This window comes from Promicromonospora vindobonensis (assembly GCF_042685865.1).
Taxonomy (GTDB): domain Bacteria; phylum Actinomycetota; class Actinomycetes; order Actinomycetales; family Cellulomonadaceae; genus Promicromonospora; species Promicromonospora vindobonensis.
In genome coordinates this window covers 2,905,064-2,918,843 of the sequence record NZ_JBHUOG010000001.1, presented here as the reverse complement: position 1 = coordinate 2,918,843, position 13,780 = coordinate 2,905,064, and the positions used below count along the sequence as shown (strand labels likewise).

The 13,780-nt window shown below is 69.9% G+C and carries 14 protein-coding genes; 8 read left to right on the top strand and 6 right to left on the bottom strand.

All coding sequences use genetic code 11. From position 1 onward, the window contains the following. Positions 1–150: 150 nt before the first annotated feature. Both ACFS27_RS13230 and ACFS27_RS13225 read left to right on the top strand, forming a co-directional pair. A complete protein-coding gene (locus ACFS27_RS13230; protein WP_377183550.1) occupies positions 151–1,335 on the top strand; it encodes a tyrosine-type recombinase/integrase in 1,185 nt (394 codons plus the stop codon). Continuing rightward, positions 1,335–3,671, top strand: a complete 2,337-nt coding sequence (locus ACFS27_RS13225; protein WP_377183548.1) for a tyrosine-type recombinase/integrase — start codon at positions 1,335–1,337, stop codon at positions 3,669–3,671. The genes ACFS27_RS13230 and ACFS27_RS13225 overlap by 1 nt, the downstream gene beginning before the upstream one ends. Positions 3,672–3,979: 308 nt before the next feature. Here ACFS27_RS13225 and ACFS27_RS13220 read toward each other — a convergent pair whose 3' ends face one another. Then, positions 3,980–4,561: a TetR/AcrR family transcriptional regulator gene (locus tag ACFS27_RS13220; protein WP_377183546.1), complete on the bottom strand. Its 582-nt coding sequence runs from the start codon at positions 4,559–4,561 to the stop codon at positions 3,980–3,982. Positions 4,562–4,653: 92 nt separating this feature from the next. On the opposite strand from ACFS27_RS13220, the gene ACFS27_RS13215 reads away from it, so the two are divergent. The 4 genes from ACFS27_RS13215 (at position 4,654) to ACFS27_RS13200 (ending at position 7,820) form a co-directional block, all read left to right on the top strand. Next, positions 4,654–6,054, top strand: a complete 1,401-nt coding sequence (locus ACFS27_RS13215; protein WP_377183544.1) for an MFS transporter — start codon at positions 4,654–4,656, stop codon at positions 6,052–6,054. A 344-nt stretch (positions 6,055–6,398) separates the two neighbouring features. Further along, positions 6,399–7,169, top strand: coding sequence for a MerR family transcriptional regulator (locus tag ACFS27_RS13210; protein WP_377183542.1), 771 nt, complete (start codon positions 6,399–6,401; stop codon positions 7,167–7,169). Beyond that, the gene (locus ACFS27_RS13205; RefSeq protein WP_377183540.1) at positions 7,166–7,501 is read left to right on the top strand and encodes a YnfA family protein; all 336 of its coding nucleotides are present in this window, start codon (positions 7,166–7,168) and stop codon (positions 7,499–7,501) included. Before ACFS27_RS13210 ends, ACFS27_RS13205 begins: the two co-directional genes overlap by 4 nt. A 43-nt stretch (positions 7,502–7,544) precedes the next feature. Continuing rightward, positions 7,545–7,820, top strand: a complete 276-nt coding sequence (locus tag ACFS27_RS13200) for an alkylmercury lyase (RefSeq protein ID WP_377183538.1) — start codon at positions 7,545–7,547, stop codon at positions 7,818–7,820. Positions 7,821–7,864: 44 nt separating this feature from the next. Here ACFS27_RS13200 and ACFS27_RS13195 read toward each other — a convergent pair whose 3' ends face one another. The 3 genes from ACFS27_RS13195 to ACFS27_RS13185 form a co-directional block, all read right to left on the bottom strand. After that, positions 7,865–8,317, bottom strand: a complete 453-nt coding sequence (locus ACFS27_RS13195) for a YdeI/OmpD-associated family protein (RefSeq protein ID WP_377183536.1) — start codon at positions 8,315–8,317, stop codon at positions 7,865–7,867. Between the two features lie 99 nt (positions 8,318–8,416). Next, positions 8,417–9,805 (bottom strand): FAD-dependent oxidoreductase, encoded by a 1,389-nt coding sequence (locus ACFS27_RS13190; RefSeq protein ID WP_377183534.1) that lies wholly within the window; start codon positions 9,803–9,805, stop codon positions 8,417–8,419. Next, positions 9,802–10,506 carry an aquaporin gene (locus tag ACFS27_RS13185; protein WP_377183532.1) on the bottom strand — a complete coding sequence of 235 codons (705 nt, stop codon included), beginning with the start codon at positions 10,504–10,506 and terminating at the stop codon, positions 9,802–9,804. The genes ACFS27_RS13190 and ACFS27_RS13185 overlap by 4 nt, the downstream gene beginning before the upstream one ends. Before the next feature lie 49 nt (positions 10,507–10,555). Here ACFS27_RS13185 and ACFS27_RS13180 point away from each other — a divergent pair, with 49 nt between their 5' ends. After that, positions 10,556–11,230 carry an arsenate reductase/protein-tyrosine-phosphatase family protein gene (locus ACFS27_RS13180; protein ID WP_377183530.1) on the top strand — a complete coding sequence of 225 codons (675 nt, stop codon included), beginning with the start codon at positions 10,556–10,558 and terminating at the stop codon, positions 11,228–11,230. A 53-nt stretch (positions 11,231–11,283) separates the two neighbouring features. Further along, entirely contained in the window at positions 11,284–12,000 is a 717-nt protein-coding gene (locus tag ACFS27_RS13175) for an arsenate reductase ArsC (RefSeq protein ID WP_377183528.1), read from the top strand. Between the two features lies 1 nt (position 12,001). Here ACFS27_RS13175 and ACFS27_RS13170 read toward each other — a convergent pair whose 3' ends face one another. Together ACFS27_RS13170 and ACFS27_RS13165 are read right to left on the bottom strand one after the other, a co-directional pair. After that, positions 12,002–12,253, bottom strand: a complete 252-nt coding sequence (locus ACFS27_RS13170; RefSeq protein WP_377183526.1) for a hypothetical protein — start codon at positions 12,251–12,253, stop codon at positions 12,002–12,004. A gap of 93 nt (positions 12,254–12,346) precedes the next feature. After that, positions 12,347–13,780, bottom strand: a complete 1,434-nt coding sequence (locus ACFS27_RS13165; protein ID WP_377183524.1) for a copper resistance CopC/CopD family protein — start codon at positions 13,778–13,780, stop codon at positions 12,347–12,349.

Below are 13,780 nucleotides of genomic sequence, written 5' to 3'. Positions count from 1 at the left end.
GTCTTGTTGACCGCACTACTGGCGTGTCGTCCGGGTAGCACGCGCTGGCAGCACCGACGCTGATGCCCTCTGGCCCGACCTTGAGGAGCAGCAGCAATGACACCGGACGTAGATGGGGAAGACGGCAGCCGTTCGGTCGCGGAACTCGTCGTGACACGCAGCGGCGCGGTCCGGCCGACCCGCGCGGCGGATCTGCCGTGGGTCGTGTGCGACGGCGCAGGTATGGCGATCGAGCCGGTCAGCGAGTTCCTGCGCGAGCTGCTCGCATGTGGGAACGGGACCTCGTCATGCCGGTCGTACGCATACGATCTGCTGCGCTGGTTCCGGTTTCTGGCCGCGGTAGATGTGCCGTGGAACCGGGTACAGCGCGCAGAGGTCCGTGACTTCGTGCTGTGGTTGCGCACGAGCGTCAACCCGGCCAGGGAGCGGTCGCGGCCTGGTGCGTCGGCGCCGGGGGCGATCAACGCTCGGACCGGGAAGTCGTCGCTGTCTGCGGGATATGCGCCGGCCACGATCAACCATGCGTTGTCGGTCGTCGCGGCGTTCTACGCCTTCCACGTCCGGACCGGCAGAGGGCCGATCGTCTCGCCCGTGCCGGCGCAGTCTCGTCGTGGCGGGCGGGTCTACTCCCATCACAACCCGATGGAGCCGTTCGCGTCGCACAAGCGGGGCAGCTACCGGCAGAAGCAGCCAGAACTGCCCCCGCGTGCGGTGCCCGACGACGTCCTGGACGACCTGTTCTCCCGGCTCGGCTGCAACAGGGACAGGGCCATGTTCAGCATGTACCTGTCCAGCGGTGCCCGGGCCTCGGAGCTGCTGGGCATGAGCGTCGGGGATGCTCACCCGGGCGAGGGGCGCATCTACGTAGCGACCAAGGGCCTGGGTGGGATCAAGCAGGCGTGCCCGGCGGCGCCGGAGGCGTTCACGTGGCTCGCTCTCTACCTCGGCGAGCTCACAGGTGAGGGGCACCGGCCCGAGCCGGACGAGCCCCTGTGGTGGACCCGACGTAACCCGCTCAGGCCGCTGACCTACACCGCGGTGCGCGCGGTGCTGCGGCGCATCAACGAGTCGATCGGCGCGAACGTCACATTGCACGACCTGCGGCACACTCTCGGGCTCCGGCTGATCGCGGACCCGCAGGTCACCCTCGTCGACGTCCAGCAGGTCTTGCGACACCGGCAGATCACGACCACGGGCCTCTACCTGCGGCCTCGCGTCGACGAGGTGATCGCCAGGGTTCACGAGCACTACACCCGCCCGAGACCCGAACCGCGTCCGCTCGCCGGGTGGACCTACGACGAGCAGGATCTGTCCGACGTGTTCGGGGAGCACTGATGGTCGGGCGGCACGGGCAGACGACCCGCGTGACACCGGTCAGCCGGCGGGAGCCCGGCGTGCTCACCGCCCCAGCCGTTCCAGCCTACGTCCCGGCGCTGCCGGGCCAGGAGGGAGCAACGCGGCAAGAGCTGGTTCGCCTGGCCGAGGGGTTGCTGGAAGGTGGGTCCTCCTCCCGGCAACGTGCGGAGCACTCCCTGGCGCTGAGTCGTGCCCTGCACTGGCTGGAGACCTTCGACGGCGGGGACTGGCAGGAGCGGTGGCTGTACAGCGGTTCCGACCAGGTCGGTCACCGGTGGCTCCCGGACGTCCATCCAAAGGCTCGGCATTCGCTGACCTCGGGCATCAGGATGCTGATCGTGCTGCGCGCGATCCGGCCCACGTACGCGTGGTTCTTCGCCAGCCGCCTGCTCGGGGTCTACGCCCAGTTTCGCCAGCACAATCACCCCGCCGTCTTCGCTGCGATCGAGCCGCACACCGCTCGCGCGGACACGGGCAGCTACGCCGCCTACGCGTTGACCGTGCTGACGCACATCGCGATCGTGACCGGTAAGTCGCCGCGAGACATCGATACGGCCGACTTCAACACCTACCGGGCCGCGCGAGCTGCCTCGGGGCGTCCTAGCATTGGCCTGCCCCTGGCCTACGAGGCGCTGCAGGCGATCGGCGGGCTCGTCGGTCAGCCCCCGACGCTGCGGCAGGCTATAGCCCGCGGGCAGCTGACGGTTGCCGAGCTCGTCGACCGCTACCCGATCGTCGATGCCGGGGTTCGTGACCTGCTCGTGCACTACCTCGTGGAACGCTCGACGGTCCTGGACTACAGCACCCTGAGCAGTCAGGTCCAGCTCCTGGCCGGCCTGTTCTGGTGCGACCTGGAGCGCCACCACCCCGGGATCAACTCCCTACGACTGTCCGACGAAGCCATCCAGGGATGGAAGGAACGGTTGCGGGTCCTGCCCGACGGCAGCCCGCGCAAGGGCACCCACCTCATCCTCCTCGTGGTCCGGGCTCTCTACCTCGACCTGCAGCAGTGGGCACTGGAAGACCCAGCCCGCTGGGCGCAGTGGGCCGCTCCGAGCCCGATCACCGAGGCCGATACCCGAGGCAAGATCAAGGAACTCCGCCTCCTGAAGGCGCGCATGCAGGCGCGCACCCGCACCCTGGTCCCGGTCCTGCCACGCCTGGTCGCCACCGCCCAGGCTGAGCTCGAGCACACCGGCAAGCTCCTGGCCGCGATGCAGAACACGGAACCGTTGGCCGAGGTCATCATCGACGGGCGCCGCTACCAGCGCACCAAGACCACGTGGAAGATCAATGCCGTCGCCCTCGACGACGATCCCGGGCCCCGGTTCGATGTCGCGCAACGTGACACCGACGCGTTCTGGACCTGGGCCACGATCGAGGTCCTGCGCCGCACCGGAGTCCGGGTCGAGGAACTCCTGGAGCTGACGCACGTGGGCCTGCGCCAGTACCAGGCGCCCACCGGCGAGATGGTGCCCCTGCTGCAGATCAGCCCGTCCAAGACCGACGCCGAACGCGTCATCCCCGCCGACCCTGTTCTCGTCTCCGTGCTGGCGAAGATCATCCGCCGGGTCAAGGACGACGAGGGACGCGTCCCATTGGTCCAGCGTTTCGACGAGCACGAACAGATCTTCGGTCCGCCCCTGCCGCACCTGTTCCAGCACGTCGTCAACTACCAGCGCCAGGTCATCTCCACCGAACGCATCCGCAAGCTGCTGCGCAAGGTCGCAGGGCGGGCCGACCTGCGCGACGTCGACGGAACACCGCTGCGGTTCACCCCGCACGACTTCCGCCGCGTGTTCTCCACCGAGGTCGTCAACGGCGGACTGCCGATCCACATCGCCGCGAAGCTACTCGGCCACCTGGACCTGAACACCACCCAGGGCTACGTCGCCGTCTACCCCGAAGAAGTCATCAGCCGCTACCGAGCCTTCGTCGACGAACGTCGGCAACGCCGCCCGAGCGAGGAGTACCGCGAACCCAGCGACGCCGAGTGGAACGAGTTCCGCGACCACTTCAGCCTCCGCAAAGTCGCCCTCGGCACCTGCGAACGCCCCTACGGAACCCCCTGCCAGCACGAACACGCCTGCGTCCGCTGCCCGATGCTCCGCATGGCTCCTACCCAGATGCCACGCCTGCTCCAGATCGAACGCAACACCCACGAACGGCTCGAGGAGGCCCACCGTCTGCAATGGCTCGGCGAGGTTTCCGCGCTCGAGGAGAACCTGCGGCACATCGCTGAGAAGAAGCACCAGGCCGAACGGCAGCTGCGGCAGGCCGACAACGACGAGGCGGGGCCCGACGCGCTCGACTGACGAGGAACACCGGTGAGCGCCTCTCCCGTTGGGTCCGCTCATCGACGCGGTGAGCGGCACGGCCATCACCCCGGCGGTGCGGAGCACGCCGCCTGACGACGCCGCACGGCTCCCTACCCTGCTGCTGTCCGGTCCAGCTTCGGCGAGTGCGTCCTTGATCAGGGTCTCCAGGGTCGAACGGTCGACCTCGCCGATTACGTATGCGGCGACCATGCGACTGGGGTCGAGCACGATCGTGGACGGCGCGGCTTTCAGGGGCACGGTTGCGGACAGTGCCGCGACGACGGCGCCGGTGTTGTCCTGCAGGCCTACGTGTGGAGGTCGAGGATCGACCGCACGGTCGCGGTGATGATGTCGGCGACGTCTGTGGTCTTGATGCGTCCGGCGCGGTTCTCCTCGGCGGCGCCGTGCAGGACATAGTGCACGACGTTCACCAGCCACTCGATCGGAAGGTCAGTGCGGAACGCGCCCTCGTGCTGGCCACGGCGGATGAGTTCCTCGATGCGTTCTCCCGGACCCGCGTGCAGCTCACGGATGCGGCCGGCGGGCAGGACGCCCTGGGCGGCGGCAAGCAGCGCCGCTGACTCCGCGACCAGCGCCCAGCTGGACGCGAGCAACCGGTCCAGGGCGTCGCGTGCGTCGCCGCCGAGATCGACGGCGGACAGCGTCTCCTCTCCGGCCCGCAGCGCGTCGACGAGAGCCGCCTCCACCAGATCCGCGCGGGTCTTGAAGTGTCCGTAGAGCGTCATCCGGCCCACGCCCGCTGCCGTGGCGATGGCATCGATGGTCGCGTCCGGGTCTTCGCTGAGGCTGACGCGTGCCGCGGACACGATGCGGGCGATGCTGCGCTCGGCGTCGGCTCGCCTCCGCGGGCGGGTATCGGTGCTCATGCCACCCAGCCTATCTCGTACGGGAATATACGGGTTATGCTGCCGCTTGTAACTCGTACTTCGACATACGAATTAGTCCATGGAGGACGGCGATGACAACGAACAAGACCAGCGCAGCAGCCCCACAGCGGGATGCTGGGCATCCGTTGCGGTGGCGCATCCTGGGGTTCCTCGGGGTGGCGCAGCTCATGCTGATCCTCGACGTGACGGTCGTAGCCATCGCCTTGCCGCACATCGAGACCGATCTGGGCCTGAGCCGGGCGGCACTGACCTGGATGGTGAGCGCGTACACGCTGACGTTCGGCGGTCTGATGCTGTTGGGCGGGCGGCTTGCCGACCTGGTCGGGGCGAAGCGGGTGGTGCTCGCCGGCCTGCTGATCTTCACGGCCGCGTCGCTGCTGACTGGGCTGGCTGACTCCACCGTCCTGCTGCTGGGCGGTCGCATCGCCCAGGGCGTCGGCGCGGCGCTGCTGTCACCGGCGGCGCTGTCGCTGGTCGTGACACTGTTCGACGGCGAGGAGCGGAACAAGGCCCTCGGTGTGTGGTCCGCGCTCGGCGGCGGCGGCGCGGCCCTCGGCCTCCTGGTCGGCGGGCTGCTCACCGCCGGACCGGGCTGGCCTTGGGTCTTCTACGTCAACGTCCCGATCGGCCTGGTGATCCTTGTCGGCCTCGCCGTCCTGCTGCCCCAGCAGAGCGGGGCAGTACCGCGCGCCCGGCTCGACGTGCTCGGCGCGCTGCTGGTCACCGCTTCGTCGGGCTCGCTGATCTACGCGCTGATCAACGCCGGAGAGGACGGGTGGCTGACGTCAACCACCGGGTGGCTCGTGCTGCTGGCCGTCGCCGGCTACATCGTGTTCGTGCTCTGGCAGCGGACTACGCGTTCACCGCTCATGGATGTCGCCCTGCTCGCGCGGCGCCCGGTGGCGACCGGCACCTTCCTCATCCTGATGGCGACGATCCTGATGATCGCCGTGTTCTTCCTGGGCACGTTCTACTTCCAGCACGCACGCGGCTACGGCGCACTGCAGACCGGCCTGCTGTTCCTCCCGGTCGCGCTGGCCACGATGCTCGGCGCGAACCTCACCGGCCGTGCCATCGCCCGCCTCGGCGCGCGCACCCTGGCCGTGACTGGCCTGCTCGTCGCGGCGATCGGACTTGCCGTGCCCGCACTCTGGACGCAGCCCGTCGCCGTGACCGTGGGCGTCGCGATCGCGGGGGCCGGGACCGGCGCGCTCTATGTCGTCGCATCTGCGACTGCGCTCGGTCAGGTCGCCCCCCACGAGGCCGGCGTCGCCTCAGGCCTCGTGAGCACGTTCCACGAGTTCGGAGCGTCCATCGGGGCCGCGGTCGTGTCCAGCGTCGCGGCGGCCAGTCTCGTCGGAGACACCCTCACCGGGTTCACGAACGGCTTCGTCGTGATGGCGTTCGTCGCGGGCGGCGGGGCGCTGGTGGCCGCTGCGCTGACTCCGGGCCGTCCCGCCGATTCCCACTGAGCGATGACCGCAGCCCCGTGAGTTCAGGAACTCTGCAGGCAGTCCCGGCTTGAACTCACGGGGTGGCTAGCGTCACCGATAGCGAGGTTATCCCTTGAGCTCAGGCAACTCACCGGTGCCCTTGGCCGATTGCAGATTGCAGCGACGGATGTCGAGGTTGAAGCACTTGATGTAGCACGGAGGACCGACCTGACCCCTCCGCTCGAGGTTCGTCGATGGGTGACCGAGCGCAACAAATTCACAGACTTCGAGACATGGCGAGGCGAGCACACGACGGGGTGCTCATCGACGACGACCATGTGGCGCTTGACCTTCGAGTCGACCTGAAGGTTTACGGTCGGGGCATGGACGGGATACGGATCGGTGAACTGTCGCGGCGCAGCGGGATGACCGCTTCGACGCTGCGGTACTACGAGGCCGAGGGTTTGCTCCCCGCGGATCGCGCAGGCAACGGGTACCGGATGTACGGACCGGACGCCGTAGACCGGCTGGCGTTCATCACCCAGGCCAAGCACCTGGACCTGCCGCTACCTGCGGTTCGCGAGCTGGCGACGGCATGGGAGTCCGAACCATGCCGCAGCGTACGAGCCAGGTACCGGCCCTTGCTGGCGCAGCGGGCCGGGCAGGTCGCCGAGCGGCTTGTCGCTCTGGAGGGACTGCGGGCCACACTGGCGACGGCGATCGAGCGCCTGGACGCGTTGCCCGACCGGGACGGCCCGTGCGAGACGGCATGCACGTTCCTCGACCAGGAGAGTGCCACGATCACGGACCCGATCAGGCTGCTGCCCGCCGTCGGGCCTGAGCCGACCCCGATCGCGTGCACCCTGGGAGCCGGTGACTACGCCGAACGCGTCGCCGCGTGGCAGGTCTTGATCGGTGGCGGGTCCCGTACCGATGTCGACGGCGGGGTGCGAGTGACGCTGCCGACGCCGGCGCTGGAGCGCGCTACCGCGCTTGCCGCTGCCGAGCAGGACTGCTGCGGGTTCTACCGCTTCCGCATCGACCTGTTCGGCCCCACGTTCGACCTGACCATCACGGCACCGCCGCAGGCCGCGGCGATGCTCGCAGACCTCTTGCCCGACGACTCCATGCCGGTTCGGGCGGCGGCCCGATGACGGTTCTGTACTCGATCGCACTGTTCCTCGGCGCGGCGGTGTTCGAGATCGGCGGCGCCTGGCTGGTCTGGCAGGGCATCCGGGAGCACCGTGGCTGGGTCTGGATCGGGACCGGGGTCATCGCGCTGGGAATCTACGGCGTGTTCGCCAGCCTCCAGCCCGATGCGAACTTCGGACGGATCCTGGCCGCCTACGGCGGCGTGTTCGTCGCCGGGTCGCTGGCCTGGGGCATGGTCGTCGACGGGTTCCGACCCGACCGGTGGGACGTGACCGGGGCCCTGATCTGTCTGATCGGCGTCGCGATCATCATGTACGCACCACGGCCTGCATGAGCACCTACCGGCTCGAACCACCCGATCTGAACGGAGGACGGCAATGATCGACGATGCGAGCACCTCGACGCAGCGCCAGGTTCAGGTGCTGCAGGTTCCGGGCTGCCCTCTGGTCGACCGTTTGTTGGCACTGGTCGAGGAGTGTCGGGTCCAGTCCGGTATCGACCTGGACGTGCAGGTCCTGACCGGCCAGTACCCGTCCCCGACCCTGGTCGTGGAAGGCCTGGACGTCGCTACCGGTCAAGCCGTGATGTCTGCCACCTGCTGCCGGCTTGACCTGCCTACCCGAGCACAGGTCCTGGGCGCGCTCCGCGCGTGAGCCTGGGCAAGACGACCCGGACAGGGGCGCCGATCTCTGCGAGCTCAGCTTTTCGGACGTTCCTTCTGGCCGTCCTGGAGCAGGCGGACGACCTCGGCGATCCGCACCGGGCGCTGCTCGGGGCGGCGTTTGGTCGCCTCGATCCAGCGCAGGTAGGCATTGCGGTAGAACTGGGCGAGCGAGTCGAAGAAGGCACCGGCATCCGGCGCCGCGTCCAGGGCAACCGCGATGTCCGTCGGCAGATCAGCGCGTTGTGGCCCCTCGGGGACGAGGACTGCCTCGACCCGGTCGCCGGTAGTGAGCCGTACGTCCCGGCACCACGCCGGCCCCAGGACGAGCACGTAGCCGTGCGCTGACCGGTCGAGCACGCCGCGCAACCCCAGCCCGTTCAAGGTCCCGGTGACGTGATGGCGCGGCTTGGCGCCCCAGGCATCGTCCGGCTCGAACGGAACCGGCACATGGGTGCGCCCGCGCTCGTCGATCCGCACGACGGCCATGAACCGCTTCGCTTGCTTTGTCCCCACCCGGTCACCGTAACCAGGCCACGCTGAGTGTCACTGCCAGACCCCGCCCGCCGTCGATGAGTGCTGGGGGGGTTATGCGGTTGCTGGCGTGAGCCGTTGAGTGGTTTGCCATGTTTGAGCGGCGACCTGGACGGCGTCCCACGGGGACCCGAGCGGCGGGGTGTAGGAGAGGTCGAGGTCGCTGATCTGGTCGATGGTCAGGCCGGTGTGCAGGGCGGTGGCGAAGGTGTCGACGCGCTTGGCGACCTCGGTCCCACGTTTCCCGACGAGCTGGGCGCCCAGGAGGCGCCCGTCGCGGGTGTCGCCGGTGATGCGGAAGTGGATGGGGTGAGCTCCGGGGTAGTACCGCTTGTGGTCGTCGGCGGCGGCCGTGACGGTCGAGGGCGTGTATCCGGCGGCGGTGGCTTCGTGGTCGCGCAGTCCGGTGCGCGCGGCGACGAGGTCGAAGACCTTGACGACCTGGGTGCCTACGGACCCGGCGAACTTCCGGTCGCCGCCCAGGGCGTTCTCTCCGGCGATGCGGCCTTGCTTGTGGGCGGTGGTGCCCAGCGGGAGGTAGGTCGGGCCGAGGAGGCGGTGGTGGGTGATGATGCCGTCGCCGGCGGCCCAGACATGTGGCAGGCCGGTGTGCATGTGCTCGTCGACCACGACTGCTCCCCCGGCGCCGAGGCTGGCGCCGGCGTTCTCCAGGAGCGCGGTGTTGGGGCGCACCCCGACCACGACGAGCACGAGGTCGGCGCTCTGCACGAACGGCTCGCCGTGCTGGACACCGGTGACGGTGAGCCCGGCCGGGGTCTTCTGGATGCCGCTGACGGTGGTGTTCGTGATGACGTCCACGCCGTGGGTGGTGAGCTCGTCGTGGACCAGTGCGCCGAGCTCGGGGTCCAGGGTGGACAGCACCTCGGGGCCGCGCTGGAGCTGGGTGACGCGCATGCCGCGGGCGGTGAAGGCCTCGGCCATCTCCAGGCCGACGTAGCCGGCACCGACGATGATCGCGGAGGCGGGCTGGCGCTGGGTGAGGTCCTGGTCCAGGGCGAAGGTGTCGCCCATGGAGTGGATGACGTGCACCCCGTCGGCCGGCGTGAGGTCGTCCAGGCCGGTGATGCCGGCGTAGGACGGGATGGCGCCGGTGCCGACGATCAGCTCGTCGTAGGCCAGGTCCTGGCTCGTGCCGTCCGGGGTACGCACCGTCAGTCGCTGCCCGGGAACATCGATGCCGGTGGCGAGGGTGTTCAGGCGCAAGGTCATGCCCGTGGCTTCGAGGTCAGCCGTGGTGCGGTGGGCCAGGGACTGCCAGGGGGCGACCTCGCCGGTGAAGTAGTACGGGATGCCGCAGATGGAGAAGTTCGGGTACTGGTCGGCCACGACGACGCTGACGTCGGTGGTCGGGTCGAGCTCGCGGGCACGCAGTGCGGCGGAGATGCCGGCGTCGGAGCCGCCGATCGCGATCAGGTGGGTCATGCGGATGCCTCTCGATGCGGAAGTCGGTGCGGGAAGAACAGCAGGACCAGCCCGACACCGAGAGCGCCGCCCAGGAGCTGGGCGGCCAGGTACCAGGGCGTGGAGGCCGGGGCGATGCCGGCGAAGGTGTCGGTGAAGATGCGGCCGATCGTGACCGCGGGGTTGGCGAACGAGGTCGAGGACGTGAACCAGTAGGCCGCGCCGATGTAAGCGCCCACGGCCGGGGCGACCAGGGCAATACGGCCAGTGCGGACCAGGGCGAAGATCACCAGGACCAGCCCGGCGGTGGCCACGACCTCCCCGAGCAGATGCCCGGGGGCGGCACGGTCGGTGGCGGACAGCGCGGTCGGGGTCTCGAACATGAGGCCCGCCAGGACCGCGCCGCCGACGGCGCCCACGATCTGCGCAGTGACGTACACGGCGATCTCCGCCCCGCGCACCCGCGCGCCCAGGACGCGGTCAGCGAGGGTGACGACGGGGTTGAAGTGCGCACCCGAGACGCTCTGGAAAACCAGGATCAGGATCGTCAGGCCGAGCGCGGTGGCAAGGCTGTTCTCCAGGAGCTGGAGTCCGACGTCGTCCGGGGAGAGCCGTTGGGCGGCGATACCGGAGCCGACCACGACGGTCACGAGCAGGCCCGTGCCGACGAGTTCTGCGCTGGCCCGCCGCCAGAGCGGGGCGGGTTCGGGAGTGGTGTTCATCGCAGCATCATCTTGACGGGCCGAGGATCACTCAGTCAAGATTGAGGTAATGAACATTGAGGGAAATGATCTGACAGGGCGGGCGGCGCGGTACGCGGCGCTGGCCGATCCGGTGCGGCTGCGGATCGTGGACCTGCTCACCCTGGGTGACGTCGCCCCCGTGGAGGTGCAGGGCCAGCTGGGGATCTCCTCCAGCCTGCTGGCCCATCACCTCAACCAGCTTCAGCAGGTGGGGCTGATCGTGCGCACCCGGTCCGAGGCGGACCGACGCCGCACCTACCTGCACCTCGCGCCGGGCGCGTTCGACGGCCTGGTCCCGTTCTCAGCGCTGGCGGTCCGGCGGGTGGTGTTCGTCTGCACCGGCAACTCCGCCCGCTCGCAGCTGGCCGCAGCCCTGTGGCACGACACCAGTGACATCCCGGTCGCCTCCGCGGGCACGCATCCGGCCGAGGCGATCGAGCCGGGTGCGATGGCGACCGCGAGTCGGCACGGCCTGACCTTGCAGGTCCGTGCCCCACGCGCCCTGGACGACGTGCTCCACGTGGACGACTTCGTGGTGACGGTCTGCGACACCGCGCACGAGGAGCTCGGCGACGCGGGCCGGTTGCACTGGTCGGTGCCCGACCCGGTCCGCGACGGGTCGAAGGCAGCGTTCGACGCGGCGTTCGAGGACCTCGCCACCCGCATCCACACCCTGGCACCCCAGCTCACCGCCACCCGTTGAACCAGCTCGATGAAGCAGTGCCACCCGATGAAGCAGCGCCACTGGACGAAGGCATGACGACGATGTCACCGCAGAGCGACAACCAGAACCCCAGCCAGCACCACAGGCAGGGCGATGGCAATGACCGGGGCCACGCCGTGGTCACGATCGATCAGGAGGGGCCGTTGGGTTCAGCGGCCGCTCGCCTGGCGCGGGAGTTCGACGGCACGTTTGGGCAGGAGACGATCGACCGCTTCCTGCACTCCTCCTATACCGAGCTGGCTGCCGGGGCAACGGTGCCCAACTTCTTGCCGGTGCTGACGGAGAAGTTCGCGCGGCAGCGGCTGAGCGCCCTGGCCCGGGTCGACGGGCTTCATGTCACCGGGGCACCGACGGTGCTGTTCCTGTGCGTGCACAACGCGGGCCGCTCGCAGATGGCCCTTGGCTTCTTCCAGCACCACGCCGGTGACCAGGCGGTGGGCTGGTCAGGTGGTTCCGAACCGGGCGAGACGATCAGTCCGGTCGCGGTCCAGGTGATGGCCGAGCGCGGGATCGACATCACCGGGGAGTTCCCCAAGCCCTGGACGGACGAGGTCGTTCGCGCCGCGGACGTGGTGATCTCGATGGGCTGCGGGGACGCCTGCCCGGTCCTGCCCGGCAAGCGCTACGAGGAGTGGACCCTGCCCGACCCCGCGGGATGGACACCCGAGGGAGTACGGCCGGTGCGCGACGAGATCGAGCGCCGCGTCCTGGCCCTGCTGACCGAGCTGGGCGTCCTGGCCGGCACCTGAGTCAGCTACCGCGGGCCAGCAGCGCGCCGAGCGCAGCGACGGCGGCCTTGACCAGCGTAGAAAGCCGCCCGCCGGCGAGGTCGGTCACGAGCACGTGACGGGTCTGGTGGGCGGTCAGGGCCTGCAGCAGGCTCGCGGTCAGGGGCGACGACCGGTCCGCTGATTCTCCTACCAGTACCTGGCCACCAACGCCGGGTACGCGGTGGGCCCCGCTCCTCGGCGTGCTGCTGTCCACCTGGAACGGCGCGGTCATGTTCCCCGGTGTCGGCGCGCTCGCCCTCCTCAGCGCGGCGATCTATCTGCTGGTCGCCCGGGAGGGTGCCCGGACTGATGCGCCGCGCTGAAGTCAGTCTGTGACGGACGCTGCGACAAGCCAGGCCGTGATCAGCACGATCACCACCATCAGCGAGGTCTCGCGAGTGGCGCTGCGGCGCAGCAGGTTGCCCGCCTTGCGGGCGCTGCGCTGCCGGAACCGCCTGGACTCGAGGCGAGGCACCACCCGGAAGTGGCTGTACGCACCGATCGCCCCGACCACCACGACGACACCGACCTTGGCGAGCAGGAGGAGCCCCCAGGTGCTCTCCCAGAGCTGCGCCGGACGGTCGACGATCTCGACCGCCAGCACCACCCCGGCGGCGCCCACCACGGCGACGGCCACGGCCGCCACGACGGAGAACCGGGCGCCGATCAGCGCGGCATCGAGGGCCCGTCCGTCACGGCTGCGGCGGCGCAGCAACATCCACATCGCGACGACGCCGCCCACCCACGTGGCGGCGGCCGCGAGGTGCGCGACGTCGGCGCTCATGACCAGCCAGCGCGGCTCGGCGGTGTTGCTGTGGCCGCCGAGCACGTGCCCGGCGCCCACGAGCACGCCGCCGAGGATCGCGAGCCACGAGCCTGGCACGGTGCGCCGTGCCCCGACCGTGATCGACACCGCGCCGACCGCCTGCAGGCCTAGTGCCCAGCGGGTGGTATCGGTGAGCGAGTCCGCGATCGCGGAGGGCGAGACTGCGGCGGCGAGGTCGCCGTGCGCCAGGTGTACGGAACCGGCGGCGACGTGGATGACGAGACCGCCCAGGATCAGCAGGCCCGACCCGCGGACCACCCGGAGTACGACGGGGACGTCCTCCCGGTCCTCCGCACGCAGCACGAGACCGGCGAACGCCAGGGCGCCGGCGGCGACCAGCGCGCCCCAGAGGGCGACGGCGCTGCCCAGCCGCGCCACAGCCTGGGCGGCGTTGCTCGCCGGGCTGTCCATCGCCATGGCGTCGTGGTCCATCCCGTCCATGTTGCCCATGTCGTGGGCGCCGTGCGGGCCGTCGGTGTGTTCCCCGCCGGTGTCCTCGGGCTGCTCCTCGGGAGCGGCGGACCCACTCGGGGCGGGGCCCGCTCCGGCGACGGTGAAGCCAAAGGTGCCCTCCAGCGGGTGGCCGTCCTGGGCGGCGGCCGTCCAGGACACCGTGTAGTCGCCGGCAGCCAGCGGTTCGCCCGGTGTCGCCACGAGGACGAGGCCGCCCTCGGCCGAGGCGACCTCAGCCGCGACCGTGCCGGCGGGTCCGTCGACGACTATCCCGTCGCCGAGCGGCGTCACCGGGAGTGTGAACCTCAGCGCGACCTCGTCGACGGGGACGTCGGAGGTCGAGCCGGCGGCGGGCGCCGTCGACTCGATCTTGGTGTGGGCGGAGGCGAACGGGGCGCACCACGTCGCGAGCACGAACGCCGCCAGCAGGCCGACGACCAGCCGGGCCGAGGCGTGCATGACCCTGGAGGGTCGGAACAT

Bases quoted from the DNA above. Each gene is read 5' to 3' on its own strand.
- ACFS27_RS13225 (WP_377183548.1), top strand. From the start codon at position 1,335: ATGGTCGGGCGGCACGGGCAGACGACCCGCGTGACACCGGTCAGCCGG.
- ACFS27_RS13220 (WP_377183546.1), bottom strand. From the start codon at position 4,561: ATGAGCACCGATACCCGCCCGCGGAGGCGAGCCGACGCCGAGCGCAGC.
- ACFS27_RS13215 (WP_377183544.1), top strand. From the start codon at position 4,654: ATGACAACGAACAAGACCAGCGCAGCAGCCCCACAGCGGGATGCTGGG.
- ACFS27_RS13210 (WP_377183542.1), top strand. From the start codon at position 6,399: ATGGACGGGATACGGATCGGTGAACTGTCGCGGCGCAGCGGGATGACC.
- ACFS27_RS13205 (WP_377183540.1), top strand. From the start codon at position 7,166: ATGACGGTTCTGTACTCGATCGCACTGTTCCTCGGCGCGGCGGTGTTC.
- ACFS27_RS13200 (WP_377183538.1), top strand. From the start codon at position 7,545: ATGATCGACGATGCGAGCACCTCGACGCAGCGCCAGGTTCAGGTGCTG.
- ACFS27_RS13195 (WP_377183536.1), bottom strand. From the start codon at position 8,317: ATGGCCGTCGTGCGGATCGACGAGCGCGGGCGCACCCATGTGCCGGTT.
- ACFS27_RS13190 (WP_377183534.1), bottom strand. From the start codon at position 9,805: ATGACCCACCTGATCGCGATCGGCGGCTCCGACGCCGGCATCTCCGCC.
- ACFS27_RS13185 (WP_377183532.1), bottom strand. From the start codon at position 10,506: ATGAACACCACTCCCGAACCCGCCCCGCTCTGGCGGCGGGCCAGCGCA.
- ACFS27_RS13180 (WP_377183530.1), top strand. From the start codon at position 10,556: ATGAACATTGAGGGAAATGATCTGACAGGGCGGGCGGCGCGGTACGCG.
- ACFS27_RS13175 (WP_377183528.1), top strand. From the start codon at position 11,284: ATGACGACGATGTCACCGCAGAGCGACAACCAGAACCCCAGCCAGCAC.
- ACFS27_RS13170 (WP_377183526.1), bottom strand. From the start codon at position 12,253: ATGACCGCGCCGTTCCAGGTGGACAGCAGCACGCCGAGGAGCGGGGCC.
- ACFS27_RS13165 (WP_377183524.1), bottom strand. From the start codon at position 13,780: ATGTTCCGACCCTCCAGGGTCATGCACGCCTCGGCCCGGCTGGTCGTC.